At 48.1% G+C, this 25,983-nt stretch carries 22 protein-coding genes; 17 read left to right on the plus strand and 5 right to left on the minus strand.

The window, feature by feature from the left end:
- Positions 1-363: 363 nt before the first annotated feature.
- The 15 genes from KXJ80_RS19910 (at position 364) to KXJ80_RS19980 (ending at position 15,116) form a co-directional block, all read left to right on the plus strand.
- Entirely contained in the window at positions 364-1,521 is a 1,158-nt protein-coding gene (locus KXJ80_RS19910; RefSeq protein WP_037414502.1) for a PA0049 C-terminal domain-containing protein, read from the plus strand.
- A gap of 144 nt (positions 1,522-1,665) precedes the next feature.
- A complete protein-coding gene (locus KXJ80_RS19915) occupies positions 1,666-2,280 on the plus strand; it encodes a SprT family zinc-dependent metalloprotease (RefSeq protein ID WP_218737415.1) in 615 nt (204 codons plus the stop codon).
- Positions 2,281-2,406: 126 nt separating this feature from the next.
- Complete coding sequence (gene endA / locus KXJ80_RS19920; protein ID WP_218737943.1) at positions 2,407-3,183, plus strand: endonuclease EndA; 777 nt, start codon at positions 2,407-2,409, stop codon at positions 3,181-3,183.
- A gap of 8 nt (positions 3,184-3,191) precedes the next feature.
- Positions 3,192-3,923, plus strand: a complete 732-nt coding sequence (gene rsmE / locus KXJ80_RS19925; protein WP_218737416.1) for a 16S rRNA (uracil(1498)-N(3))-methyltransferase — start codon at positions 3,192-3,194, stop codon at positions 3,921-3,923.
- Positions 3,924-4,008: 85 nt separating this feature from the next.
- Entirely contained in the window at positions 4,009-4,956 is a 948-nt protein-coding gene (gshB, locus tag KXJ80_RS19930) for a glutathione synthase (protein WP_218737417.1), read from the plus strand.
- A 73-nt stretch (positions 4,957-5,029) separates the two neighbouring features.
- The gene (locus tag KXJ80_RS19935; RefSeq protein WP_172587708.1) at positions 5,030-6,412 is read left to right on the plus strand and encodes an alkaline phosphatase; all 1,383 of its coding nucleotides are present in this window, start codon (positions 5,030-5,032) and stop codon (positions 6,410-6,412) included.
- 218 nt (positions 6,413-6,630) lie between these two features.
- Positions 6,631-7,659 carry a methyltransferase gene (locus KXJ80_RS19940; protein WP_218737944.1) on the plus strand — a complete coding sequence of 343 codons (1,029 nt, stop codon included), beginning with the start codon at positions 6,631-6,633 and terminating at the stop codon, positions 7,657-7,659.
- 590 nt (positions 7,660-8,249) lie between these two features.
- Positions 8,250-8,744 (plus strand): hypothetical protein, encoded by a 495-nt coding sequence (locus KXJ80_RS19945; protein WP_037428907.1) that lies wholly within the window; start codon positions 8,250-8,252, stop codon positions 8,742-8,744.
- A 75-nt stretch (positions 8,745-8,819) separates the two neighbouring features.
- Positions 8,820-9,227 (plus strand): hypothetical protein, encoded by a 408-nt coding sequence (locus tag KXJ80_RS19950; protein WP_037428908.1) that lies wholly within the window; start codon positions 8,820-8,822, stop codon positions 9,225-9,227.
- 95 nt (positions 9,228-9,322) lie between these two features.
- Positions 9,323-9,832: a hypothetical protein gene (locus KXJ80_RS19955; protein WP_037428909.1), complete on the plus strand. Its 510-nt coding sequence runs from the start codon at positions 9,323-9,325 to the stop codon at positions 9,830-9,832.
- Between the two features lie 92 nt (positions 9,833-9,924).
- Positions 9,925-10,407 carry a hypothetical protein gene (locus tag KXJ80_RS19960; protein ID WP_037428911.1) on the plus strand — a complete coding sequence of 161 codons (483 nt, stop codon included), beginning with the start codon at positions 9,925-9,927 and terminating at the stop codon, positions 10,405-10,407.
- 89 nt (positions 10,408-10,496) lie between these two features.
- Positions 10,497-10,883 carry a hypothetical protein gene (locus tag KXJ80_RS19965; protein WP_218737418.1) on the plus strand — a complete coding sequence of 129 codons (387 nt, stop codon included), beginning with the start codon at positions 10,497-10,499 and terminating at the stop codon, positions 10,881-10,883.
- 585 nt (positions 10,884-11,468) lie between these two features.
- Positions 11,469-13,160 carry a flagellar assembly protein A gene (locus KXJ80_RS19970; protein ID WP_047534553.1) on the plus strand — a complete coding sequence of 564 codons (1,692 nt, stop codon included), beginning with the start codon at positions 11,469-11,471 and terminating at the stop codon, positions 13,158-13,160.
- Between the two features lie 248 nt (positions 13,161-13,408).
- Positions 13,409-13,786 (plus strand): DUF4144 domain-containing protein, encoded by a 378-nt coding sequence (locus tag KXJ80_RS19975; RefSeq protein WP_037414404.1) that lies wholly within the window; start codon positions 13,409-13,411, stop codon positions 13,784-13,786.
- 205 nt (positions 13,787-13,991) lie between these two features.
- A complete protein-coding gene (locus KXJ80_RS19980; RefSeq protein ID WP_047534546.1) occupies positions 13,992-15,116 on the plus strand; it encodes a site-2 protease family protein in 1,125 nt (374 codons plus the stop codon).
- Positions 15,117-15,193: 77 nt separating this feature from the next.
- Here KXJ80_RS19980 and KXJ80_RS19985 read toward each other — a convergent pair whose 3' ends face one another.
- The 4 genes from KXJ80_RS19985 to metE form a co-directional block, all read right to left on the minus strand.
- Positions 15,194-16,612: an efflux transporter outer membrane subunit gene (locus tag KXJ80_RS19985; RefSeq protein ID WP_218737419.1), complete on the minus strand. Its 1,419-nt coding sequence runs from the start codon at positions 16,610-16,612 to the stop codon at positions 15,194-15,196.
- A 4-nt stretch (positions 16,613-16,616) separates the two neighbouring features.
- Positions 16,617-18,587 carry a MacB family efflux pump subunit gene (locus tag KXJ80_RS19990; RefSeq protein ID WP_188869931.1) on the minus strand — a complete coding sequence of 657 codons (1,971 nt, stop codon included), beginning with the start codon at positions 18,585-18,587 and terminating at the stop codon, positions 16,617-16,619.
- Between the two features lie 2 nt (positions 18,588-18,589).
- The gene (locus KXJ80_RS19995) at positions 18,590-19,801 is read right to left on the minus strand and encodes an efflux RND transporter periplasmic adaptor subunit (protein WP_218737420.1); all 1,212 of its coding nucleotides are present in this window, start codon (positions 19,799-19,801) and stop codon (positions 18,590-18,592) included.
- 374 nt (positions 19,802-20,175) lie between these two features.
- The gene (gene metE, locus KXJ80_RS20000) at positions 20,176-22,446 is read right to left on the minus strand and encodes a 5-methyltetrahydropteroyltriglutamate--homocysteine S-methyltransferase (protein ID WP_218737421.1); all 2,271 of its coding nucleotides are present in this window, start codon (positions 22,444-22,446) and stop codon (positions 20,176-20,178) included.
- Between the two features lie 200 nt (positions 22,447-22,646).
- Here metE and KXJ80_RS20005 point away from each other — a divergent pair, with 200 nt between their 5' ends.
- On the plus strand, positions 22,647-23,552 hold the full coding sequence (locus KXJ80_RS20005) for a LysR family transcriptional regulator (RefSeq protein WP_047534531.1): 906 nt from the start codon (positions 22,647-22,649) through the stop codon (positions 23,550-23,552).
- 150 nt (positions 23,553-23,702) lie between these two features.
- A complete protein-coding gene (locus tag KXJ80_RS20010) occupies positions 23,703-25,085 on the plus strand; it encodes an IS4-like element ISUnCu8 family transposase (RefSeq protein ID WP_076612412.1) in 1,383 nt (460 codons plus the stop codon).
- Positions 25,086-25,128: 43 nt separating this feature from the next.
- Here the strand turns inward: KXJ80_RS20010 and KXJ80_RS20015 are convergent, their stop codons facing one another.
- A complete protein-coding gene (locus KXJ80_RS20015) occupies positions 25,129-25,857 on the minus strand; it encodes an HDOD domain-containing protein (RefSeq protein WP_037414412.1) in 729 nt (242 codons plus the stop codon).
- Between the last annotated feature and the right edge of the window lie 126 nt (positions 25,858-25,983).

Genomic DNA, 25,983 nt, shown 5'->3' on the forward strand with positions numbered 1-25,983 from the left:
CCCTTGCTTAATGCAATATATCCATACAAATTAAGTGCTAAGCTTATCATTCTCTGCCCTCTCATTCCCTAGCAAACTGCTGACCAATTGTGGCAACAATCAGGCACAAGCTTTACAAGATTTAACTATTAGCTATCCCAACTAAACGCCAGTCCAAAATCATAGCAACTCGTCAGTATCGATCTGATATGCAAAATAGGAATAAGATCCTCGAATCACTATAGGTAAACTCTTATACTCAAAACAATCATTGTGGCTTTTTGGCATAAGTTTCATTATTTCTAAGATGAAGTAAGCCTGAACGCCCTAGAAACATCGTCTATTTCCAGCAAAATAAGTGATTAAAATAAAAAGGAAACGCCAATGTTAAAGCCCTGCCTCGCTTTTATCCTCGCTAGCACAGTGGCGCAAACCGCTGGTGCCGTACAACTCCTCGGCGATGTGGAAGTGTCTCGCATTCCTACCGCTGAAAAAGTCATGGCTGAAGTGGTAAACCGTTATCAAGCATTGGATGAAGGCTTAGCGAATCAATTATCCGCACAGAAAAATGAACGCGACGCTACCCAACTTGCCGCGCGCCAAGGACATAGATTATGGCAACAGGCCGTGCGTGATGTGCAGTCTGGACACTTTGATGACAGATCCCTGTATTGGGCGCGACTGTCAATGTTAAATAGCCTTAAAAACAACAGTGCTAACTTTAAAATGGCTGATTGGCAGCAACAGATTTTAGCCAGCGCCGTAGAGAAGGCATCGCGAGGCTTCAGTGATATCCAATACGATGACGATGTCCAAATTAAAATCTTCCTCACAGGCTTCGACCCCTTCTTCCTCGACAAAGATATCAGTCAGAGCAATCCTTCGGGCTTAGTGGCCCTCGCCCTCGATGGTTTTAAATTTGATATCAATGGCAAAAAGGCCCAAATCGAAACCGCCATGATCCCAGTTCGCTTCGAGGATTTCGACCAAGGTATTATCGAATCCTTACTCAGCCCCATTTATCGCGACCCTAAAACCCAGTTTGTCTTTACCGTCAGCATGGGGCGCAGCGACTTTGATATTGAACGCTTCCCAGGCCGTAACCGTAGTGCAGCAGCGCCCGATAACCAAAATCTATACACAGGCGCAAGCAAAACCGCGCCTGTCGCCCCCAAACTCAACGGTAAAGACTTTATCGGCCCTGAATTTGTTGAGTTTTCATTGCCCGTCGCCGCCATGCAGGTCAAAGACGGCCAATGGAAAGTCAACGATAACCATACTGTGACCACCCTAGCTCGCGGCGAATTTAATGCCAGCTCCCTAAGTGAGCTGCAAAATGAAACCTCGGTCGAAGGCTCTGGTGGTGGGTATCTCTCTAATGAGATTTCTTATCGCGCCATTGTGTTACAGCAAAAGTTCAATAGCCGCGCTAAGGTGGGCCATATCCACACCCCGAGGGTAAAAGGCTACGACAACCCCACCGAACAAGCCATTGTCGAGCAAGTGCGTACTATGGTGATGCAGGCCGCGGCGAGCCTATAACCGCCGCAATACTGGCATTGTCAGCAAGCGTTGGTTATGATGCGAACGCTTGCTTTATGCGCCTTATCGGGTCGCATCATTGTATCCATCTGACACACCTAGCCACATTTGATGCTTGCAAAATAAGAGTTAACGCCTAAGTCTATGTTTAACCCGAGATCCCTACTCAATAGCCTGCGCCGTAAAGCTATCTCATCCACGAGTATCACTACGCCGACTGCGACCAAGATGGCGAAAACCAACATGCCACAACGCCAGCCAAAGCCACTGACACCAGTGCAGCAGCAAATCCTTACGCGTATCGAAGACTGTTATCAGCAGGCAGAAATCTACTTTAAGCGTCCATTTGCGCGGCCGTTGACTCAATTTACCCTGCGGGGCAGGAGTGCGGGCACAGCCCATTTACAACAGAATCGACTACGCTTTAACCCCGTATTACTCAGGGAAAACAGCGAAGCCTTTTTAGCCGAAGTGGTACCCCACGAAATCAGCCACTTACTCTGCTTTCAACTCTTTGGCAAAACCAAGCCCCATGGCCGCGAGTGGCAATCCATCATGCTCAAGCTGTTTAAAGTGAGCCCCAATACCACCCACAGTTTCGATACTCAGTCGGTTAAAGGGAAAGACTTTGAGTACCGCTGCGCCTGCGGTCCGGTTCGGTTGAGTATCCGTCGTCATAATAAAGTGCTGCGTGGCGAAACCCGTTATCTGTGTAAACGCTGCCATACCCACCTCACCTTTACCCAAGCAGCCGAATAATCCGCAATACACAAAATCCTCCGCCAAAAGTACGAGCGATTTGCATAAGGCGCGGTATTTCCCTTACCATTCAGTCATAAAAGACGAGCCACAGGCTCGCGTAGTACAGATCACTTTTTGGGATAAATATTGAACAACACCAAGATAGCCTTAAGGTCTCGGCAAGCCTTGCTGTGCCTATTCAGTTGGCTGGCGATTTCGGCCTCGGTCCATGCCTCTCCTTCGCACCCCAATAGTTTTAGTCAAGCCAAGGTATTGTCCCAATCCTTATATCAAGGCAGCCGTCAGGGCACGTTACCCGCGGTCAGTTTTTATTGTGGCTGTGATATCCAAATAAAGGGCAAATCCTGGAAGCCCGATCTCAACAGCTGCGGCTATCAAGTGCGTAAACAAGAGACCCGCGCCAACCGTATCGAGTGGGAGCATATCGTCCCAGCATGGGAATTTGGTCACCAATTACAATGTTGGCAAAAGGGCGGCCGTAAAAACTGCGCCGATAACAGTAAAGAATTCAATAAAATGGAAGCGGACATGCACAATCTGGTGCCCGCAATAGGTGAAGTGAACGGCGATCGCAGCAACTTCCGTTTTAGCCAATGGAACGGTAAGGCCGACCAATATGGTCAATGCACTATGGTCATCGACTTTAAGAATCGCCAAGCCCAGCCGCCCGCCAATGCCCGTGGCAAGATTGCCCGTACTTACCTGTATATGCAGCAAACCTATGGCCTTAAAATCGCCTCGCAGCAATTAAAATTGTTCAAAGCATGGGATAAAAGCTATCCAGTTGATACTATTGAATGCAAACGCGATAACGCCATAGCGCAGATCCAAGGTAATCATAATCCCTTTGTGCAGAATGCCTGTAATGCGCCGCCACTGCGCCAACAATTAGCCGAATAAGGTCGACAATGAGAGTTCCAAGAATTTATCAACCTCAACCATTAGCCGTAAATCAACAGCTGAATTTAGATGAGGATGGCGCAGCCCATATTGGCAAAGTGCTACGCATGGGCAGTGGCGAACACATTAGCCTGTTTAATGGCGATGGTCATGATTATCTTGCCGAAATTGTCGATTCGGGTAAAAAGTCGGTCACGGTAAAAGTGCTGTCCTGCGAGGCCAATCCCTCGGAGTCGCCCCTCAACCTGCATTTAGGCCAAGTGATTTCCCGCGGCGATCGGATGGAGTTCACCATTCAAAAATCCGTTGAGCTAGGGGTGAATACTATTACGCCACTGTTTTCTGACCGCTGCGGCGTCAAGCTCAATGGTGAGCGTCTCGAAAAGAAAATTCAGCAATGGCAAAAGATTGTGATCAGCGCCTGTGAACAATCTGGTCGTAGCCAAGTGCCCATCGTTCGCCCCGCCATGGAATTACAGCAATGGTGCAGCGAACCGACCAGCGCACTCAAACTCAACTTGCATCCAAGGGCAGCGCACGGTATCAATGGCTTAGATTTATCCCATACCCGCGTACGCCTACTGATCGGTCCCGAAGGGGGATTATCGGCGGAAGAAATCGCTATGACGGAAACCTATCAGTTTACCGACGTGTTACTCGGCCCCCGAGTGCTGCGCACTGAAACCGCCTCACTCACGGCGATTACCGCGCTGCAACTTAGATTCGGTGATTTAGGTTAAAGGTTAACCGCTAACTAGCGAATTGATTACTGGCTAATCCATAAATGCTTTTTGCCTGCGACGGCAACCAATAAGGAACAGATTAATGATAAAACTCGGCATAGTGATGGACCCCATCTGTGAGATCAACATTAAGAAAGACTCCAGTTTTGCCATGCTGATGGCGGCGCAGGAAAGGGGTTACCAGCTGTTTTATATGGAAATGGCCGACCTTGCTATGGTCAACGGCGTAGCCATGGGCAATATGCGTCCATTAAAAGTCATCAACGATGCCAATAAATGGTTTGAACTGGGCGATGCCCAAGACACGCCGCTGAGCGATCTGAACGTGGTGTTAATGCGTAAAGACCCGCCGTTCGATACCGAATATATCTATGCCACTTACATGTTAGAGCGCGCCGAAGAACAAGGTGTATTAATCGTCAACAAGCCACAAAGCTTGCGCGATGCCAACGAAAAACTATTCACCGCATGGTTTAGCGAATTTACTCCAGAGACCATTGTGACTCGCGATGCCAACCGGATCCGCGCGTTCCACCAAGCCAAGGGCGATATTATCCTCAAGCCACTAGATGGCATGGGCGGCACCTCGATTTTCCGCGTCAAGCAGGACGACCCTAACCTTGGGGTGATCATCGAAACCTTAACCCAATACGGCAACCAATACGCCATGGCGCAGGCCTTTATTCCTGAAATCACCAAGGGCGACAAGCGCATTCTGGTGGTGGATGGTGAGCCCGTGCCCTACGCCTTGGCGCGGATTCCGAAAAAAGGCGAAACCCGCGGTAACTTGGCCGCAGGCGGCAGCGGTGTTGCCCAACCGTTATCTGACTCAGATTGGAAAATCGCGCGCGCCATTGGCCCAGAGCTTAAAAAACGCGGGCTGATTTTTGTGGGTCTGGATGTGATTGGTGACAAGCTGACCGAGATTAACGTCACTAGCCCAACCTGTATCCGTGAAATCCAAGCGGCATTTGATGTGGACATTACTGGCATGCTGTTCGATGCCATCGAAGCCCGTCTCGCCCAGTAAGCTTGTACACCTACAAGATAATAATATTCATTGAAGGCGCCTTAAGAGCGCCTACGACTTCTAGGGATCTGATATGAGTTTCACCAAAGCGCCACTGTTACTGCTTGGTATGAGTTTATGGCTCTCAAGCCCCGTATTTGCAGCGGAAGCTGGGGCGAATGAGACGGGCCCAGCCAAGGCGCCATCACGCCCCAAAAATATTGTGATTATGATTGGCGACGGCATGGGGCCTTCCTATACCAGTGCCTATCGCTATTACAAGGACAATCCAGATACCGAAGAAGTCGAACAAACCGTCTTTGACCGTTTATTGGTTGGCATGGCAAGCACGTATCCAGCCAGTGTCAGTGGTTATGTGACCGACTCGGCCGCCGCCGCAACCGCCCTCGCGACAGGAGTCAAATCCTATAACGGCGCCATCTCGGTTGATACCCAAAAACAGCCACTGCCCACCATTCTTGAAAAAGCCAAATCCTTAGGCTTGAGCACTGGGGTTGCCGTTACCTCACAAATTAACCATGCCACACCAGCAGCATTTTTATCCCATAACGAAAGCCGTAAAAATTACGATGCACTGGCATTAAGTTATCTAGACACCAACGCCGATGTGTTTTTAGGTGGTGGGCAAAAGTACTTTCCACCCGAGCTGTTGGCCCAATTTACCGCCAAGGGCTATCAACATATTACCCGCTTTGATGATCTGGCCAGCATTACCCAGCCTAAGGTCTTAGGTTTGTTTGCCGAAGTACAACTGCCTTGGGCCATAGATGAAAAAGATGCTAAAAAACTCAGCACCTTGACCCAAAAAGCCCTCAGTTTACTGTCGCAAAATGATCAAGGCTTTGTACTGCTGGTCGAAGGTAGCCTTATCGACTGGGCGGGACATAACAATGATATCGCCGCCGCTATGGGCGAAATGGATGAGTTTGCCAACACCATTGAAGTCGTTGAACAATTTGTGCGGCAAAATCCCGATACCTTAATGGTGATCACCGCCGACCATAATACCGGTGGTTTATCGATTGGTGTCGATGGAAACTACAACTGGAATCCTGAGATCCTGCGCAATATTTCCGCCAGTTCAGATACCTTAGCGCAAGCCGCTATCGGTGGCGAAACCTGGCAAGCCGACTTATCCCGTGGTTTAGGGTTTGAATTAACGGAAGAAGAACTGGCTAAACTCAATGTAGCCAGAATGCAGGGCTTAGAAACCATGGCAATGGCTATTCGTCATGTGATTGATAAACGTACCGATACGGGTTGGACAACGGACGGACACACAGGCACCGATGTGCAAGTGTTTGCCGCAGGTCCCGCAGCAGGGCTGTTTAACGGTCATCAGGACAATACAGATATCGCCAATAAGATTTTTAGCCTGTTACCTAAGCCTAAAAAGCCAAAAGCCCCCGCACCTGTATCAACTCCAGCTCCAGCACCAGTGCAGCCACAGGGCTAATTTGCTGCGATTAGCTAAAAATAAGCCAAGCGAATATCGCGCCAGCTAACAGATAAAAGGCAACCGTGTTAACACAGTTGCCTTTTTTATTGGCTTTCAGTCCGCACCGTTCGAGTGAGCGCTGTTTTGCCGCATCCCTTAAGTCGGCGGCATGCAGGCTGGCTCGCAGCCGAATAAGGGGTATAATGCCCGCACTTATTTTTTACGGTAGCCATGCAGTGTTAACGAATCCATCGCAAGTCATTATCCGCAATCAGGAAACCCTGAGCCAACATAAAGTCTTAGTGCTAAACCATGAGGCAGACTCTCTGCCCAAAGCACTGCTCGATGTCGCCCAGTCCGTCGATGCCCTCGCCTTGGATTATCACCATTACCTGCATTTAGCGCCGCAGGCTAATGGCAAACTGCGTTGCTATTTTGGCCATCAACTGCCCCACCAGGATAAGTACGACACTGTGATTGTGTACTTTCCTAAGGCTAAGCCGTTAGCGCCCTATTTGTTTAATCTGGCCGCTCAGCATTTAGTGGCCGATGGCCAGCTCTTAGTCGTGGGAGAAAACAAAGGCGGGGTAAAATCCTTAGTCAAACTGCTGCCGAAATACTTTGCCACTGGCGTTAAACTCGATAACGCGCGTCATTGCCTACTCTTTGGCAGCAGCCTAATCGATACCGCGCCCGAGATTAAACTCAGCAATTGGACCAGCCAGTATCAACTCGCCACCCCGCAGGGCAATATCACCATCTGTAACTTAGTCGGTGTGTTCAGTGAAAAGCATTTAGACCAAGGCACAGAGCTATTGCTGTCGCATCTGCCAACGCTTTCAGGTCGAGTACTGGATTTTGGCTGCGGCGCTGGTGTGATTGCCGCGGCGCTGCTAAAGGCGCAGCCGACACTGTCGCTAGAATGTATTGATATCAATGCTATGGCGCTAGCCTCCTGCGAACTTACGCTGGCAGCAAACGGCATGAAGGCCAAGGTCTATCCCTCCGATGGACTGGCGCAAACCAGTGGAAAATTCGACGGTATTATCTCCAACCCCCCGTTCCACGATGGCCTTGCCAGCACGACCAGCATTGCCCAACGCTTTGTCGCCGATAGCGCCAAGCAATTACAATCTAAAGGGATTTGGCAAATCGTCGCTAACCGCCACTTGCCCTATTCAGACACCATCGCCGCCGAGTTCGGCCAATTAACCGTGCCAGCAGAGAACAACAAGTACAAACTCTATTCCTTCCAACAGGCCTAATCTTTCGCCCCGCTCAATTGTGAGTGGGGCTAACTTAATTTGACTCTATGCTGCACCAAGGAATAAAGACTCGTTAAGAATTACGAAGATAACGCCGCCCCTATCAAATACGCGCATTTGAAATCAAAAATACCCCCACAAACAAGTTAACGCTGCCATCTCTCAAATAGCATTTATTACCATTGAACTTTTCATCTAACTAAAAAGCCAATGCTCCATTCCGCGCTTCGGCTCGTTAGCTCAATCGAAAATTCCCACTCCTGCTGCGATACAAATTCTTATCTATTTGCCTATGTTTGGCCCTGCCATAAATTGACTAACAATATATGAGTTACAGTCATATTTAAATTTAGGTATTTTTGAATGATTTGAAGACAATATCAGTGCGCATCAACTCCATTTGCAACAAATAAAACGCTATAAAATCAATTAACTATAGTAGTTGGCTTTTAGTTAATAGGTTTGAAAAACGCACATGCGCGTTTTTCCAGATGGATTACTTATATGAAAAGCGGCAGAAAGCTGATAAGTTCTTTGCATACAGATAGTTAACCGTGCGCGTTTTCACTGGTTCAACTAGGTAAACGCGCATGCGCATGAATAAAATGTTATGCATCAAGGAAGTCTCCACCCAAATGAAAAAAGTAATAGCGTGGCTTTTTTTTAGTGTTCTTGTTGCCATGTTATTTTTTCCTTTGGGCATGTATACGTATACGATTAACCTCGTAGAGAAAATGCCAGAGAAGTCCAATATTGGGTTAAGCCAAGCGCAAGCCATTGAGTTATGGAAATCAAAAGAGAAATGTTCCCCAGATCAATGCGCATCAATTACACCTTACTGGATATACAGTTGGATATTCACAGCATTAGTAAATGACCTTGTAACGCCTGTAAATACAGATTCGCTAAATGACCGCTTATCCATAATGAGCTCTCAAATAGCGCTTCAGCATTTAAGGGAGGGAAATTTTAAAGGCAAGGGTATGCTCTGGTGGCATTTAACACATTTGAATCTATGCATATGGCTTCAGAGGAATTGGAGCGCATATGAAATCGCATCAAAATATACTTCAAACAATGCATAACAAATTGCTATTGTCTGCTCGTTTCACTCGCGGGACGCGCCGTGCGCGCCCCAAAGCAAAGCGTTAGGAGTCAATTTGAAAGTCCATCATATAGTTGAAGACCTCAAAAGAGCATTCGAGATGAATGAAGAGTTTAAATCTTTTGCTGTAGGTTTTGCCGAGTATACCGAAGATAAAGACGGGACAATTTATCTTAAGGATGTCGAGGCTATTGACTGGGATGAGGACGAAGAGTTCTTTTTGATACCATCAGGGATTGCAAAACACTATGAACTTCAGGCCAAAAATTATACTGCACTCGGCCTTTACGAAGAGTTAGTATCTTTACCTGATATTCATGAATACGTCGTATTTGCTCGCTCTAAAACAAAGATTGCAAAGGACGGTTCGGTTGCATCAATTAACTCGCCTACGTGGGCAACAAATTATTTAACCAAAGACAAAATCATATATTTTCAGCATGGTGACAGCCTAGACTCCTAACAAACGCAGTCACATTCGGCCACTTCGTGGCCTAGACCTCAACCGCTGCACTGGTTTCGGCCTGTGCTGCGGGCGTTATACACCAAGGAAGAATCGTGCATAAAATCAGAAAATGTTTACTTGCTTGTACCATATTGATTTCAACAGTAATTAGCGCAGCTACTGCGCTTAGCCTTGATAAAAAAATGATCGATGCTATTAACGATCATATTTCTAATGCTTCAAGTCGTTGTGATTTTGAGGAATCAACAAAATACTATTTTGGAAAGACTAAATTCTTTAATTACAGCGTTGTTGATGGCAAAGAGATTGTTCAAGAGCAAAGTTACGATGAAGCAATGTCTGTTTTTAAGGACGCGATGGATGCATGCTATGTCACTCTTGCTAAAGAAAAAACAATATCCGAGGTCATTGAAATAGCTCAAACTGGGCAAGATGCAGTTTTCACATCTGAAGCGTTTCATTACTTAAAATCGACTGATGGAAGACTTTTTGAAAGTCATAATAAAGGCAAAGTTATTTTCAGTGTTGTTGATGGCGAGGTTAAGATAATGGAATCTCATTACTTTGGGTTAGCCTTTCAAGAAATTGAGAAGTTGCCATAAGTGTATAGCCTTAAACATCGCGGCCTGCGGCAGCTGGACTCGCAACAAGTTGCTCGCCGTTTAGGCGATAGTTAACTGTACTAGGAAACTCCATGAAGTTTTTTGTAACTATTTCAGCGGTTTTATTTTATGGGAATGCGTTTGCTTGTTCGTTTGACAGACCGTTTATTGATTTTGAACACACCAATGAAGGCAATACCATTCCCCAAAAACCATCGTTCTCAGTGAAGTCTATTTCACGTGGAGAGAGCGGTAGTGCTGGTTCCTGTGCTGATGCAGGAGTGCTTACTTTAGTTACAACCTCTGCCGAGAAAGACACTGGCTTTATATTTGCCATTGAAGAAGACCAATTTGAAGACCAACTTTTTTATCCTGAACCGATGATTTTAGAGAGCGACCACACCGGTTCAGATGAATACTTTTTTATATGGAATGATGGCCGTACTACCGAGCAAGAGCCTATAGACATAACCGTTAAAATAGTCGCAGTCTCCAAAGACGGAGGCCGAAGCGAGCCACAATATTTAAAAGTAACTCACAATGGTGTGAAAAAGCCTTGGTGGCAATTGTGGTAGGTACATGCGGCCTGCGGCCGCAGCGACGCTCACCAAGGTTCGCGCGCGGGCGCGCATAGTTAACCTCTAGAGCAAGTATGAAGCACATTATGAGTAAAAATATCGGCATTGAAGAATTTAAAAAGAGATTCTCAGAAATCAGAGAATCCTTTTTGGATTCTTTAACAGCAGCTAGCGAAGGTTATAAGAATGTAAGATACCTTGCTTGTGATGAAAATGGGGCACCGATTAACTGGGTGTGGGACGATGAAACCTTCAGCCATAACAAGGAAGAAGGCTCGCTTGAAGAGGCGATTCAATTTGCCAATAACATGATAGATAGCGGCATGTGTTTCTCCTTCATGGGGTGTTTATCTGGCTCCGGTGAGCTTGAAGTTTGGCTGACCACTTTTGAATCCCCCATAGAAAAGCCGACATGGCCAAGCAATAAAGAACCCAGATTTGAGCTGACTCATGGGGGTGTAACACAAGAATAGAGTAGAGGTAATCAAATGTTAAATCATAGAATTTTGAATCCTGACCCTACGATTTAATCCTAACCCCACAAATTGAAGCAAAGCACCTAGCTTACTTTTGCCCCTAAGTTAGGCTATTCGAAGATTTTATGCGCCGCCCCGTCTGGAAAGAAACCTTATCCCCTAAAGAACACCACAATAAAGTCGTGAACCGCAGCCGAACAGTTGCAGCTATCTAGATAAGATTTTCATCATTTTGTGAACAGTATCAAATGCAGTAAACGCTAAATTATCAAGAATTTTGTCCAGTCAACCTCTCCCCTAACATACCCGACAGCATTGTAAAGTTTATTTTTTGTTAAGCTAAAAAAACTTTCCCAATCAACACCCGTGCTGAGATTTTGAAAAAAACCAGAGATTACACTAGATTAACTATCGTTAATCAAATAAAAAATCTATTGATAAATCAACCAATAGACCATGACAACAAAAACACAACATTTACATTTTTTCGCGCCGAAAAGGCTTCTTTGCGCAAAGTTTCTACTGTTATACTCGCGTTAGCCGATAAAACAATAATAAAACAAACGAGTAAGGAAGCGCTCTATGTTGGCCCCTGAACTCCTCGAGTTAAGCAGTGACAAAAGCAAGGCGGAATTACGCCTGATCCCCAAAGAGCATGGCCCCATCACCCGTGATGATGTGATGCGCCTGTTATCGCTCCCAGAGTTTTGCTCACTGTATCCACTTGATCAGGCCATCGATAAAGTGGTGGCGCAAACCAACTCTCTGTATCATCAAGAAGATGGTAAATTTGAACTGTTTTCCGTACTGGCTGAACGCCGAGATGGTAGTGTTAAGATTGAAATCAGCCCAGATAAAATGCTCGCCACCATGACCCTAACCGCCCCTTGTGGAGGTAAAGCGGTCGACTTACCTGAAATTCTTACTGAACTTAAAAAAAATAATGTTTGCATGGGCTTAAGCAAACTTAAAATCCAAACCTTGCTGCAAAAAATCACCAAGCTCAAACCCGGCGATAGCTGTCAAAGTGAAATCGCCCAAGGCAAGCACCCTGTAAACGGCCAAAATGCCGTGCTAGAGCGTAAGGTTTCGCTGGCCCGTGAGCGCTTACTCCAGCCGCAGGAGCGCGAAGATGGTACTGTGGATATGCGTAATCTTGGCTCCATGATAATGGTCAAGCCTAACGATATTTTGATGATCAAACACCCAGGGACCGAAGGCTCTCCCGGTTATAACATTAAAGGAGAAGTCCTTAAGCAAAAGCCTGGCAAGGATCTGCCTTTACTCGCAGGAACAGGTACCAGCATCCATCCGAATGATCCCAACAAACTCATCGCCACTGTAGCAGGGCAACCCGTTGAAACCCGCACAGGCATGAATGTTGATGATGTTTTACAGCTAAAAGATGTCGATATCAGCACGGGTCATGTCACCTTTAAAGGCAGTATTTTAATCACAGGTGATGTACACGAAGGCATGATAGTGAAAAGCTCCGGTGATATTACTGTGATGGGCTTTGTCGATTCTGCGACCCTTGAGGCAGAAGGCGATATTACCGTTAGTAAAGGCGTTATTGGTCGGCAAATTCGCGTCAATGAGTTTTCGACTAACCTCACTGCTCAAGGGCAAATCAGCGCCCAGTTTGTGCAATATTCCCAATTAACTGCAAAGGGGAATATTCTGATCACTAAGCAATTACTTCATAGTAATACCAAAACAGCAGGAACCCTGACGATAAGTGACACTAGCGGTCGCCGCGGCGATTTAACTGGTGGCGTCGCCCATGCCGAAAAAGGACTCATTGCCGTTGCCATTGGCGCCACTGCGGGGACAAAAACAGAAGTCTTTTGTGCAATGGAGCAAGGCGAGCTCAAGCAAAACCTCAAACAGCTGGAGGAAAGTGTCCAATCAATGGTGATAGCCACCCTCGATATTGAAGCTCGCCTAAAAAGACTTCCCCCAAAATCCGAATGGCAAAATGATCCAGTAATGATTGAGCAGATTAAGATGATGCTCGATGAGAAGAACCGGATTTTAAACGAGCGCACCCGTGAAGAGCTCGAATTTGATAGCCTAAAACAGGAAGTGGAAAGTTATTTCGATAAGTATCACATCGATGTGATTAAGCATGTATTCCTCAATGTCGAATTTCATATTGGCCAAGCTAATCATAGAACTACCCGCGAACATGGCACTTGCTCCATCACCAATCTTAATCAAGAGATTAACTTTGATTACAATGCCAAACCTAAAGCACAAGCGGCAGCCAGTTAAATAACGTTCAAAGCGTTTTACTAAGGGCGCACATGTCATTCAACGTGGCGCGCCCCTTAGGGCTGCTGCTTCAATCATAACCCCCTCATTGTTATCCACGAGTGAATCCTCACCCAAGAACATTTCAATGGCTTTCTTCTTTGACCTAGTCGGTGGCATACTGCCTACGATTCCCCACGTAAACGCCAGCGTTGGGGGATAAGGATAAATGTGATAGGTTGAAGTAGAACATGGCCCCAGGAATACACATGACTCAAGTAAAAATGGCTGATATTCAATGGCCTGCAGTAGTTAAGCTGACTCAAAATGATGAACTCCTTTATCTTGGCCATCAACGTGATTGGTTAGAACTCGCCTGCCTTTACCAGCATCAATTTATCGATACGGACCTGTTACTCGACAGCTTAGGTAACCAATATTTGATCCGCGCCACCCCAACCACTATTCATGAAGATCCTATTGGTGAGCTACCTAACCTGCTAAAACAAGAGCACAAATTGCCCCTCACCGATTTTATTAAATGGGTACAAAAACATGCCAATGCCGTAGGCCAATGCTGTGTGGCCAAATTAGCGTTTACAACATTCGCCCAAGGGATGGAAATCGTCCATAGCTTAGATGACTAAGCAGAAGCAAAGTAAAATCTGATAGGATTCACAGTCTTCGACGAGATGATCCAAAAAGCTAATATCCTCAACCACATTTAGCAGGCATAATTTATCACGAACGGCCCAGCCCGTTATGTCCAAAGCAATTGGTCTGCATACTTTGCCTTAAAGTGCCAAATCAACGCTGGACATCATTCGGATACACCAACAAACGGAACCTAAATTGGAACTACTTAAGATTGACTGCTTAGGCAAATCACTGCGTTTGGAAGGCTCCCTCGCAGGTTGGCAACAACTCTTTTGGGACAATACCTTAGTCTCACAAAAAGCCGCTTCAGTGGATAATGGCGGTCTCAAAGTCCATGAATTTGAACTCACTCAACAGCATAGCCAATTGGCCAGCGAGCATGGCGAAGCGCAAGTTCTTGAGCATAAAATCCTTGTGCGGCTTGAAACTGATGTGGTTTGGCAGCCCTTTAGATTCGACTATCGACTGCTTATTGATGAAGAAGTGATTGCCCAAGGCACTCGTACCGAAAAAGATATCGAACGCCAAACCCCTGAAATCCCAGTGACTACACCACAAAAATTTAGCTTTGTTGGTTTAGCGTCCCTTGGATTTAAGCTACTCAAAAGCGCTAAGGTCATCAAAGTGGTACTCGCGGGCGCGAGTGTGGCGGCCTACTCTTGGTTGTTTTCATTCCAATTTGCCTTGGCACTTATCGCCTGTTTGGTATTCCACGAGTACGGCCATATTCGCGCGATGAAGTATTTTGGGATGAAAACCAAAGGAATTTACCTCATCCCCTTTATGGGGGGACTCGCCCTCAGCGATGAAAAGATTAACACCCGCTGGCAGGATGTGGTCATCTCGATTATGGGGCCAACCTTCGGCCTATTGATGTCGGTAGGCTCACTTATCGCTTACCACATGACGGACAATGTCTTCTTTGCAGGGCTAGCAGCTTTTAACGCGCTACTTAACCTGTTTAATTTATTGCCAATTTTACCCCTCGATGGTGGCCATATTTTAAAAAGCATTAGCTTCTCGATGAACAGCATTATGGGGTTAATTGCCTGTGTGATTGGCGCCGCCTTTGGGGTGTATATCAGCTACACCTTAGGCTTGGCCTTGCTCGGTTTCTTGCTACTTATCGGCAGCTTAGAAATTGTATTTGAATGGCGCACTCGTCATCAAAGCCACCTGTTGCCGCTGGACAGATATGGGCAGATATTCTCAACCATTTGGTACTTAGTGACCGTTGCCGCCCTCGTTGGGATTATCTGGCACTTAGCGGGCACGGGCGATGATATGTTAAGCCTGCCACTCCAGATCCTGCGCAGCTAAACGCAATCGTCTGATCCACATAATAAAAAACCGCGATTGCTTAAGGCATCGCGGTTTTTATTTATCTAATAATTCAATTAATTATCCGCTAATGGCGGCGCAATATCGCTCCCTCCTAAGGCTTGATAAAGCGTCGCTTGAGCCGTTAATTGGTTATAGCGATTCTCCAGCAATGCGGCCTCAGCGCTGCGGCGATTCTCCTGCGCATCAATCCAATTTTGAATGCCAATAGCGCCATGGCGATATTGGCTCTCATAAATCGCTTCGGCCTGGGCGGCGGCGCTAAATTGCTGCTCAAGCTTCTCACCTTGGTAGGCGTATTGCTGCTTGGCCGAGATAGCGTTATCCACATCTTTAAAAGCGCTGTAGAGGGTTTTACGGTAATTCACAATCGCCGTTTGGTAGTCGATATCTGCAAGATCATTGTTGATTTGCATTTGATTCCATTGCAAAAAGGGCAGCACTAAACCCGCACCTAAACTCCCCACGGGATTGCGCAACAGCTCTTTTAGCTCGGAGGTCGACTCACCCACGCTGCCAGTCAAACTCAAGCTTGGGAAGTAACTGGCGTAGGTCGCATCCTTACTGGCCAGCGCCGAGCGCAATTGGTACAAAGCCGCCTTCACATCGGGACGACGGCCGACCAATTCGGCGGGAATGCTGACGCCAACCTCAGGCACCGCACCGTCCGGCAATTGCTTGATCTCAACCGCCACTTGCCCCGGGGCGCGATTGAGTAAGATCGCTAGGGCATTTTCGGCTTCAGCTAACTGTTGCAGCAATTGACTGTGGGAAGCCTCTTGCCCCGCTAAACTGCGTTGGGATTCGAGCACATTCAGCTCAGTCACGGCGCCCGAGGCATATTGGCGCTGGGTTAATGCCAGTGTTTGTCGACTATGTTCAATACTCTTATTGCTTAGTTCAATCCGCTGATGCAGATAGCCAATCTGCCAATAGAGGGATGCCGTCGTCGCGACTAGACTCTGCGCCGTGCTCTCCCTATCTTCGAGACTTGCCAGCGCCGTCCATTGGGCTTGGTCGATATTGGCCGACACTTTACCCCAGAGATCTACCTCATAGCTTACCGACAGGTTAGCCTGAAATGTCTTGCTCGAACTGCCGCCCTCCAGCGGTTTATTCACAGACGCGGTATTATTGGAGCTGAGCTGTGGATACAAATCATCCCGCGCTAACCCCGCCTGTAAACGCGCCTTTTGCAAGGTTAAGGTGGCGAGCGTCAGGTCATTATTGCTGCTAAGCACTTGGCTAATCAGCTGATTTAATTCGGGTTGATTAAACTTCTGCCACCAAGGGTCGAGGCTCACTTGACCATTCACTTGGGTGTGCTGCCACTGCTCTGGCACTTGTAATGCTGGCGGCTCAAAGTCGGAGCGCATCAGCGCGCCGCAGCCAGACAACAGCGCAATGCTGATGGCAATCACGCTGAACTTAAGCGTTCTTAATTTGTTTTGATGCGTTAACACTTTATTATTCATTGAGTTACTCTCTAGCCAGGGCATCAACAGGATCTAAACGCGCCGCATTGCGAGCGGGGAGGAAGCCAAACAACACCCCGATTAAGGTGGAGCAGGCGAAGGCGGCAACAATAGAAGTCGTCGAATAAATCATCTGGAAACTGCCTCCCGCTTGGGCAAACACCACGCCAATCAAATAGGCCAAGGCCACCCCAAGCGCGCCGCCGCACAGACAAACCAACACGGCCTCAATTAAAAACTGCCGCAGAATATCACTCTGGCGCGCCCCAACCGCCATGCGCACGCCAATCTCGCGGGTGCGTTCGGTCACTGACACCAACATGATATTCATTACCCCAATGCCGCCCACCACGAGGGAAATCACCGCAATAGCCGAGATTAATAGTGTCATGGTCGCGGTAGTTTTCTCGATATTCTGGCGAATGGTATCCGTGTTAATGGTAAAGAAATCTTGGGTGCCATGGCGCATCTTCAGCAGGCTAATAATGCCCTGCTCCGCCGCATTGCTCGGTACGGATTCATCGAGCCTAACAGTTATGCCATCAAGGTATTTCTTGCCCACCATTCGGCCTGATACCGTGGTATAAGGCACCCACACATTGAGAGCATCACTATTACCAAAGGCACTTTCCTTAGGCTGAGTGACACCAATAATCCGCACCGGCAAATCCCCGAGGAAGATGACTTCCCCGATGGCAGAGCCCATGACGCCGCTACTGTTAGGGAACAGCTGTTTACGGGTGTTCTCGTCGATCACCGCATCTTGGGCTAACGCATTAACACTGTCATCGTCCCAAAACTGCCCTTGGGCGAGCTCATAGCCTCTAACCCGGAAGAACTCTGGACCCACGCCATTCACAGTCGCCGTCACCGCCTTATTGCCATAACGCACAGTCGCACTCGAACCAATGCTCGGGGTGACGCTATCGACATAGGGTAAGTTTTTCAGTGCATTAGCATCGCTTGCAGTCAAAGTTCGTACCTTTGCCGAGCGCCTATCGCCAAAGCCTGAGCCGGGGCGAATGTCTATGGTATTGGTGCCCATTGAACTAATGCTCTTTAAGATTTCCCGCTGCGAGCCTTCACCCAGCGCCACCACAGACACGACTGAAGCGATACCGATAATAATGCCGAGCATAGTTAAAAAGGTGCGCAATCTATGGGTCGACATCGCCAGCAGCGCCATTTTCAGGGCTTCGGCATATCTGTCCCATGCCGCCACGCGGGCGCGCACCTTCGTCTTGGCGGGGATCACTTCAGTCTTAGGCGCAGCCGCAACGTTTGAGGCGGGATTAGGCTCATCGCTGATAATCACCCCGTCCTTAATCTCAATAATACGGTCGGCATGCTGCGCCACATGCATATCGTGGGTGACGATGATAATGGTGTGGCCTTCGCGGTGCAGTTCCTGTAATAACCGCATCATTTCTTCGCCGCTGTGACTATCTAAAGCGCCCGTCGGTTCGTCGGCAAGGATCACATCACCGCCATTCATCAGCGCCCGCGCCACACTCACCCTCTGCTGCTGGCCGCCACTGAGCTGATTCGGCTTATGATCGAGACGCTCACCTAAACCCAAGCGCGACAATAAGTGCTCAGCGCGCTGTCTACGTTCAAGGCGATCTTTACCCGCATACACGGCGGGCACTTCGACGTTACCGACGGCATTAAGATCGCCAAGCAAATGATATCGCTGAAAAATAAAGCCAAAATGCTCGCGCCTCAGCTTTGCCAGTTCATCCACATCCATCTGCGAGGTATCTTGGCCATCGATAAAGTACGCGCCCTTTGAGGGTTTATCTAAACAGCCCAAAATATTCATCAGGGTCGACTTGCCCGAACCCGAGGCACCGACAATCGCCACCATCTCACCCCGGGCGATGGAAAGATTAACATCTTTGAGTACAGTCAGTTGTTGCTCACCCGCCTGAAAACTGCGGTAGCAAGCTGAGACTTCCAGTAATGGCTTACTCACGCTTAAAACCTCATTGGTGGGCCACGGAACTTCATGGTCGAACCGTCGGCGGGCATTCCGAGCACCACTTGGTCGCCTTCGTTCAGACCAGACAGGATTTCGGCATTGATTTTGTTATTAATACCGACACTCACATCCACATATTGCACTTGGTTATTCACCAGCACAGGCACTTGATACTGCGGCCCACGGGATTTGCGTTCGCTTGCCGATGCCGCTTTGTCCCGCGGTTTAGCTCGCAGCACCTGTGATGGCACTAACAGCGCATCATCGGCTTTGGCGAGCACAATCGAGATCTGCGCCGTCATGCCAATGCGCAGGGTACGGTCGGGGTTTTCGACATCGAATAAGCCGTGGTAGTAGATGGCGTCCGAATCGCTGGAACTCATATTGCTATCGTCACCATCCATGGAGGTGGGGCCAGGCTCAATCGCCCTTAAAGTGCCGCGATAGGGATGGTTAGGTCTGCCAAGAATAGTGAAATACACTGGCTGTCCTGGGCGCACATTGACGATATCGGCTTCGGAGATCTGCGCCTTGACCGTCATGGTATCGAGCTGTGCCATCTCGACTATGGTTGGTGTGGTTTGATTGGCGTTAACGGTTTGACCCACTTCGACCGCAGAGTAAACGACGGTGCCATCCATAGGCGCAGTGATCTTGGTATAACCTAAATCGATTCTGGCACTGTCGACATTAATTTCAGCCTGTTGTTTTTGCGCTTCTAACTGCTCAAGCTCGGCTTGATACACCGTGAGCGTGGCTTCGGCGGCTTCAAAGTCTGCGCGGGAGCTGGCCTTATCGGCGAGCATTTGCTGCTGACGGGTATATTCGAGTTTTGCCTGACGTATTTGCGCCTGCTTAGCACGATACTGGGCATTGATGTTTTTAAGGGATGCCAGCGCATTTTGCAGGTTGTTTTGCTGGGCAAGGCTATCGATTTGCGCGATAAGATCGCCTTTTTTCACCTCTTGTCCTAGCTCCACAGGCAAACTCAGAATTTGCCCCGAGACTTGCGCGCCCACACTCACCAGCTTGGAGGCCTGCAACATGCCGTTGGCGAGCACCGAGTTTTCAATGTCGCCGCGTCTAACGGGTTCAGTCACATAGCTTGGAGCCGCCTCGGGTTTATGTAGCAGAAAATAAGCGCCGCCCCCGAGGAGGATGAGGCCGCTTAGGATCAATATCAATTTACGCTTTGAGGATTTTTTCATCTGAATCTAGGTGTCCATCAATGCCAATGGGCGCAAGCGTGTATCTTGCGGGAAGAAAAATAGTGCTGTCAGTATATAGAGTTAGCTAAGCGCAGTAGACGAAGGAAGTGTCGATATCAGGTAAAGATTTGCAAATATCTGTGTAGAAGTTTGCGTCCTAGACCTTTAAATATACGGATAAAACGTTGAACCATATAAATCCGTGTTACTTGAGATTGTCTGCATACCTCAAACTAAAGGGTCATGGCGTGAAACGCTGATTTTTATAAGCAAAGGTCTGTTCAAACAACCAATAGCAAAACAGGGATACCTTAGGTATCCCTGTTGTTTACGTAAAGCAGTTTTGGCATTTATTACTCAGATATCACAAACACTTAGCCAAGGCGGCGACGCAGTTCGCGGGTCGCATCGACCATGTTCTTCAGCGCGGGTTCTACCTCAGCCCAAGTGCGTGTCTTAAGGCCGCAGTCGGGGTTAACCCACAGTTGGCGCACTGGCACTTTTTGCGCCGCTTTTTCAATAAGGTGCACCATGGCCTCAACACTTGGCGTATTTGGCGAGTGGATATCGTAAACGCCTGGGCCAATTTCATTTGGATATTCAAAATCTTCAAAGGCGTTGAGCAGTTCCATGCGTGAACGCGAAGTCTCGATGGTGATAACGTCCGCATCCATGGCGGCAATCGCGGCAATCGTGTCATTAAACTCGCTGTAACACATATGGGTATGGATTTGGGTTTCATCCACCACACCCGCCGCACTCAGTTTAAAGGCATTGACCGCCCAATCTAAGTAAACTTGCCACTCGCTTTGCTTTAATGGCAAACCTTCGCGGAAGGCTGGCTCATCAATTTGAATAATGCCAATACCTGCATTTTGTAAATCCACCACTTCATCACGAATTGCCAGCGCCAATTGGGTGGCAATGGTATCGCGGCTGATATCTTCACGGGCAAACGACCAATGTAGAATCGTCACCGGGCCCGTTAACATACCTTTGACAGGTTTGTCCGTCAGGCTTTGGGCAAATACAGCCCAATCAACCGTCATGGCTTTCGGGCGACTCACATCACCATAAATCAATGGCGGCTTAACGCAGCGAGAACCATAACTCTGTACCCAACCATTTTTGGTAAAGCCCACGCCTTCGAGCTGCTCGCCGAAGTATTCCACCATGTCGTTACGCTCGGCCTCACCGTGTACCAGCACATCGATACCGAGTTTAAGCTGGCGGTCGATGGTATCGCGGGTCACTTGTTGTAATTGCTCAGTATATTGAGCATCGCTTAGCTCACCCTTGCGCCAGCGGCTACGTAGTCCACGGATTGCTGGTGTTTGTGGGAATGAGCCAATCGTGGTTGTGGGCAGCAATGGCAAACGATACTTGCGCTGCTGCACCGCTTGGCGCTCAGTAAATTCGCTCACACGTTCATAGTCGGCTGGGGTCAGCGCATTCACACGGGCGATCACTTTAGCATCCGCCGCCTGTGCCTTAGCCTCACGGCGTGCCAAACAGGTGTTAACTATCTCTTTGGCCGCGACAGACTCAGGGGCCTGCAACAATTGGCGCACATTCGCCAGTTCCAGCAGCTTTTGCTTAGCAAACGCAAGCTGCTGACGTAGCGCCGGCGCGAGCGTTGTCTCTACCTCTAAATCCACAGGGCTGTGCAGCAATGAACAGGAGGTGCCAATCCATAAACGCTGGCCTAAGTCTCGGGCAACACCGCCGATACGCTCAACAATCAGGTCAACCTCCGCCGCCCACACGTTACGGCCATTAACTACGCCAACTGACAGAATTTGATCTGATCTTAAGGCATTAGCAAACAAAGCCAATTGTTCAGGGGCGGTCACTAAATCGAGGTGCAGACCCGCCACCGGCAGCGCAGAAACCAAAGCCTGATGATGGCTAATACTGCCATAGTAACTGGTGAGTAAAATCTTCACTTGAGCCGTTTTAAGCGCTTGATAAGCCTCGCTAATCGCTGCTTGCCAATCGGCGGCTAATTCGAGTGCCAGAATCGGCTCTTCAAGTTGCACCCAAGTCACGCCCTGCGCGGCAAAACGCGCAAGAATGTCGGCATAAGCCTTTACTAGATTGGGCAATAAACTCAGCTTATCGAAATCCTGACCTACGGTTTTTGCCAGATACAAGTAACTCACAGGGCCTAACAACACAGGCTTGGCTTGATAACCTAAGGACTGCGCCTCGGCCACTTCATCAAAAAACTGCTCATAAGCGATAGAGAACACTTGGTCTTGCTTAAGCTCTGGCACTAAGTAGTGATAGTTAGTGTTGAAATACTTAGTCATTTCCGAAGCTGGCGCATCGGCCCCCGTTGGTGCGCGGCCACGGGCAACGCGAAATAAGGTATCAAGATCGATTGCGCCCTCGCCACGGTGGCGATCGGGAATAGCGTTTAAGGTCGCACTCAGGGTTAACACTTGATCGTAAAAGGCAAAATCTCCTACAGGTACTTGCTCTATCCCTGCGGCCACTTGCCATTGCCAATGGGTGCGACGCAACTCCTTAGCCACCTCATGCAGCTCGGCTTGAGTGCTCTCACCACGCCAGTATTTTTCAAGGGCAAACTTTAATTCACGACGACGCCCGATACGGGGAAAACCTAGACTGTTTAATTGCATACCATATCTTCCTTTATTTGAGATAAGCCATATTCGGCACTTGCACCCAGCTGATGGTGTTTTCTTGGCAACTTTTCGCATTTAAGCCTAGATAAATCACAATGGGCGTCTGGACGTCTAGAAGTTTATTGTGATAGTCTCTATGCCAGCAACCGAATTGATTTCAAGCACAACATGAGCGAAATTCACTTGGAGTGATCATGATCGAACTAAGACATCTGCGAACCTTAATGGCCCTGAAGGAAAGTGGCAGCTTGGCGGGCGCAGCCAAAAAACGTTTTGTCACTCAATCGGCTCTCTCCCATCAAATTAAGGAATTAGAGCAACGAATTAACTCGCCCATTTTTGTGCGTAAGAGCAAACCGCTCTCCTTTACTCAGGAAGGTGCACGCCTGCTGCACCTCGCCGAAGAGATCCTGCCTAAGGTGTTAGAGACGGAAACCGATCTCAAAAATGGGCTGGAAACTGAAACCAATCAGCTCAGAGTTGGCATTGAATGCCACAGCTGTTTTCGCTGGTTAATGCCAGTGATGGAACAATTTAGGCAAGATCATCCCCAAGCCGAGTTAGATCTGTCGAGCCGTCATCTATTCGACTCGCTCAATGCCCTAGAAATGGGCGAACTCGATATAGTGCTGACCTCAGATCCCGTGCCAGGTCACTCGCTCGCCTATCAGCATTTGTTTGATTTTGAAGTGAAGTTAGTGGTTGCTAAGGATCATCCTTTAGCGAAAGAAGCCTATGTTACGCCCAAGCAATTGGCGCGCTTGCCGATAATCAGTTATCCGGTGCCACTTGCGCGTTTAGATATTTACCGCCACTTTTTAGAGCCCGCGGGCATAGAAGCCGGCGAGCAAAAAACCTGTGATTTGACCATGATGTTATTGCAGCGCATCGCCTGTAAGGACGGTATCGCCGCCCTACCCAATTGGTCTATCAATGAGGGACATGGATTGAGCCTCGCCTCAGTCAAACTGGGTCAAGAAGGCTTAAAGCGCCCGCTATTTGGCGCCTATCGCCGCCACAGCGCGAACTCGGCCTTAGTGCAAAACTGGCTGCAACTAGTAGCAAGCGAAGGCTTAGCCCGCCAGCAAAAAACCAATTAAGCGTTGAAATGTTTAACAAAAAAGCCTGCTATTGCCTGTCTCTCATACACAAATCCCTGAACAATGCTCAGGGATTTTTTTTGAACTCATTCCCCGCATTGTGATCAGATCGTCTAGGGCTAAATATTCGAGGCGATTATGATGAAGATGATGGATCCAGAGCAGTGGGCGCAATGTCAATTTGGGCACGCAAACCTCAACGACCCAAGACGTACACAAAGACTTGTTTCACTGGCTACCTCAATTACCCAACAACCCGGAGTTGCCGTGTCCAAACTTCCCTTATCCCCCGCTGAGATGGAAGGGGCCTACCGATTTATCCGCAATGAGAATATTCAAGCCAGTGATATTGCTGAAGCGGGTTTTCAAGCCACCGCGCAGCAAGCTCGAGAGCATGACATCTTGTTAGCACTAGAGGATACCACCTCGCTGACTTACAAGCATGACAGTGTCAGGGAGGAGTTAGGTCATACCAATCAAGGGGATAAAAACCGTGCCATTCTGGCGCATTCTATCTTGCTGTTTTCACCGCAAAGCCAGCAAGTCGTTGGGCTGATTGAGCAACAGCGTTGGACGCGGGATATCACTAAGCGCGGGCAACGCCGCCAACATGCTACTCGCCCTTACGAGGAAAAAGAGAGCTACAAATGGGAACAAGCCTCCGCCAATATGTCTGCCCGTTTAGGCGAGCATATCAACAAGGTGATTTCCGTCTGTGACCGTGAGGCTGATTTGTTTGAATATCTGACCTATAAAACCCAGCACCAACAGCGCTTTGTCGTCCGCTCGATGCAGAGCCGATGCATTCAAGAGCATGCACACAAACTCTATGACTACTCGAACACATTACCGCTTGCAGCGACGAAATCTCTCCTCATTCCTCAGAAAGGCGGAAGGAAAGCCCGGGCGGTGACGCTGGAAATGAGATATGCCCGAGTGACCCTCAAAGCCCCAGCCAACAAACGCACTCAGGCAGATATCCCTCTGTATTACGTCAGTGTCGTAGAGCAAAGTCATCGTGAAGAAAAACTGGCATGGCACTTACTCACCTCAGAACCTATCACATGCTCGAAGGAGGCACTGGAGGTTGTAGGCTATTACGAGCGCCGTTGGTTGATTGAAGATTACCACAAGGTATGGAAAAGCAGTGGCACCGCGGTGGAAGAGCTGAGAATGCAGTGCCGTGAGAATCTGGAGCGTATGAGTGTGATACTGGCTTTTATCGCCACACGCTTACTCCAGCTTCGCTTTATGAAGGTATCCAAAGCGGAAGTGGCAGCACAATGTTGTGAAACGCTATTGGGTCAGAAAGCGTGGAAATTACTTTGGCTGAAAATGGAGGGACGTCCGTTACCTCAACAGGCACCCGATATGCAGTGGGCGTACGAGCGTCTGGCCAGATTAGGGGGTTGGAAAGATACCAAGCGGACAGGTCGAGCTTGTGTAGAGGTATTGTGGGAAGGATGGTTTAGGTTACAAACCATCCTTGAGGGTTACGAATTGGCCATGTCTCTCAATCACGAAGACTTGTGATCAAGAGACAGGCTATTGCAGGCTTTGTTTTTATGAGCGGTGCTTAGAGCGGATTAAGCAATAAACCACGCATTGACAATACTCGGCGCAGAATTAACCCGGGGGAATTTTGATTACGGGTCTGGCGCAGATTGTGGGCGATCATAAACTCTTGGCGCAGATCTTGGTCAAGATCTAAGGCTTCAAAGGCTTCGATGGTTAAAGTTTGTTGCTGATTATCGATCAAAGACTTAATCACACTTAGCGGGAAAGATTGCTCAGAGCTGGCATTCAAATAAGCAAATGCGGTTAAGGCAATAATCTGGCCGAACACACTAAACAGCGCCAAGGTTTGCACCTCATCGGGGTCGATATCGACATCCGGCATATCAACTAAGCTGTCAACCGCATCAGTTGCTATATTTTCCGTGAGTTTCCAATAACCTTGCACCAACTTCTTATAGGGTTGAGGCAATTCATCGAGGCGTTCTTTCAAATAAAATGTAAAGGCGTAACGGTAAATATTAACTTGGCCCAAACGAATTAAGGCATCTTTTAAAGAGCGAGACTTAGGGCTAACCACACCAGAAGCTTGCGCCGAATTACTGCGCATCAACATATGGGCCGCTAACGCGGGATCACTCGAAATAATATCGATCACATTACGAATATCGCCTTCGGCAAGAATGGCCTTTTTCAGTGGAATTAAGATCCCACGGCGGCCAATGACTTGCTCTTCATTCGCTATGATGGCTCTCACTTGAGTAAAAACCTGTTGCTCAAGATCTGTCATAGGACACTTTACACCTGTTAATTAGCTATAAGATGATTCGAATACCGCTCACATCATACCCAAACTACAAAGAATTTCAGCACTAAGTCGTAGAATAATTGCGTTAACCCTAAAGATGATGTGCTT

It is taken from the genome of Shewanella xiamenensis (assembly GCF_024971755.1).
In the GTDB taxonomy this organism is placed as follows: Bacteria; Pseudomonadota; Gammaproteobacteria; order Enterobacterales; family Shewanellaceae; genus Shewanella; species Shewanella xiamenensis.

Excerpts from the sequence above, each read along its gene's own strand:
- KXJ80_RS19935 (WP_172587708.1), top strand. The coding sequence starts at position 5,030 with ATGAGTTTCACCAAAGCGCCACTGTTACTGCTTGGTATGAGTTTATGG.
- gshB (WP_218737417.1), top strand. The coding sequence starts at position 4,009 with ATGATAAAACTCGGCATAGTGATGGACCCCATCTGTGAGATCAACATT.
- KXJ80_RS19970 (WP_047534553.1), top strand. The coding sequence starts at position 11,469 with ATGTTGGCCCCTGAACTCCTCGAGTTAAGCAGTGACAAAAGCAAGGCG.
- KXJ80_RS20015 (WP_037414412.1), bottom strand. The coding sequence starts at position 25,857 with ATGACAGATCTTGAGCAACAGGTTTTTACTCAAGTGAGAGCCATCATA.
- KXJ80_RS19910 (WP_037414502.1), top strand. The coding sequence starts at position 364 with ATGTTAAAGCCCTGCCTCGCTTTTATCCTCGCTAGCACAGTGGCGCAA.
- KXJ80_RS19960 (WP_037428911.1), top strand. The coding sequence starts at position 9,925 with ATGAAGTTTTTTGTAACTATTTCAGCGGTTTTATTTTATGGGAATGCG.
- KXJ80_RS19995 (WP_218737420.1), bottom strand. The coding sequence starts at position 19,801 with ATGAAAAAATCCTCAAAGCGTAAATTGATATTGATCCTAAGCGGCCTC.
- KXJ80_RS20005 (WP_047534531.1), top strand. The coding sequence starts at position 22,647 with ATGATCGAACTAAGACATCTGCGAACCTTAATGGCCCTGAAGGAAAGT.
- KXJ80_RS19945 (WP_037428907.1), top strand. The coding sequence starts at position 8,250 with ATGCGCATGAATAAAATGTTATGCATCAAGGAAGTCTCCACCCAAATG.
- KXJ80_RS19915 (WP_218737415.1), top strand. The coding sequence starts at position 1,666 with ATGTTTAACCCGAGATCCCTACTCAATAGCCTGCGCCGTAAAGCTATC.
- KXJ80_RS19975 (WP_037414404.1), top strand. The coding sequence starts at position 13,409 with ATGACTCAAGTAAAAATGGCTGATATTCAATGGCCTGCAGTAGTTAAG.
- metE (WP_218737421.1), bottom strand. The coding sequence starts at position 22,446 with ATGCAATTAAACAGTCTAGGTTTTCCCCGTATCGGGCGTCGTCGTGAA.
- KXJ80_RS19985 (WP_218737419.1), bottom strand. The coding sequence starts at position 16,612 with ATGAATAATAAAGTGTTAACGCATCAAAACAAATTAAGAACGCTTAAG.
- KXJ80_RS19965 (WP_218737418.1), top strand. The coding sequence starts at position 10,497 with ATGAGTAAAAATATCGGCATTGAAGAATTTAAAAAGAGATTCTCAGAA.
- KXJ80_RS20010 (WP_076612412.1), top strand. The coding sequence starts at position 23,703 with ATGGATCCAGAGCAGTGGGCGCAATGTCAATTTGGGCACGCAAACCTC.
- rsmE (WP_218737416.1), top strand. The coding sequence starts at position 3,192 with ATGAGAGTTCCAAGAATTTATCAACCTCAACCATTAGCCGTAAATCAA.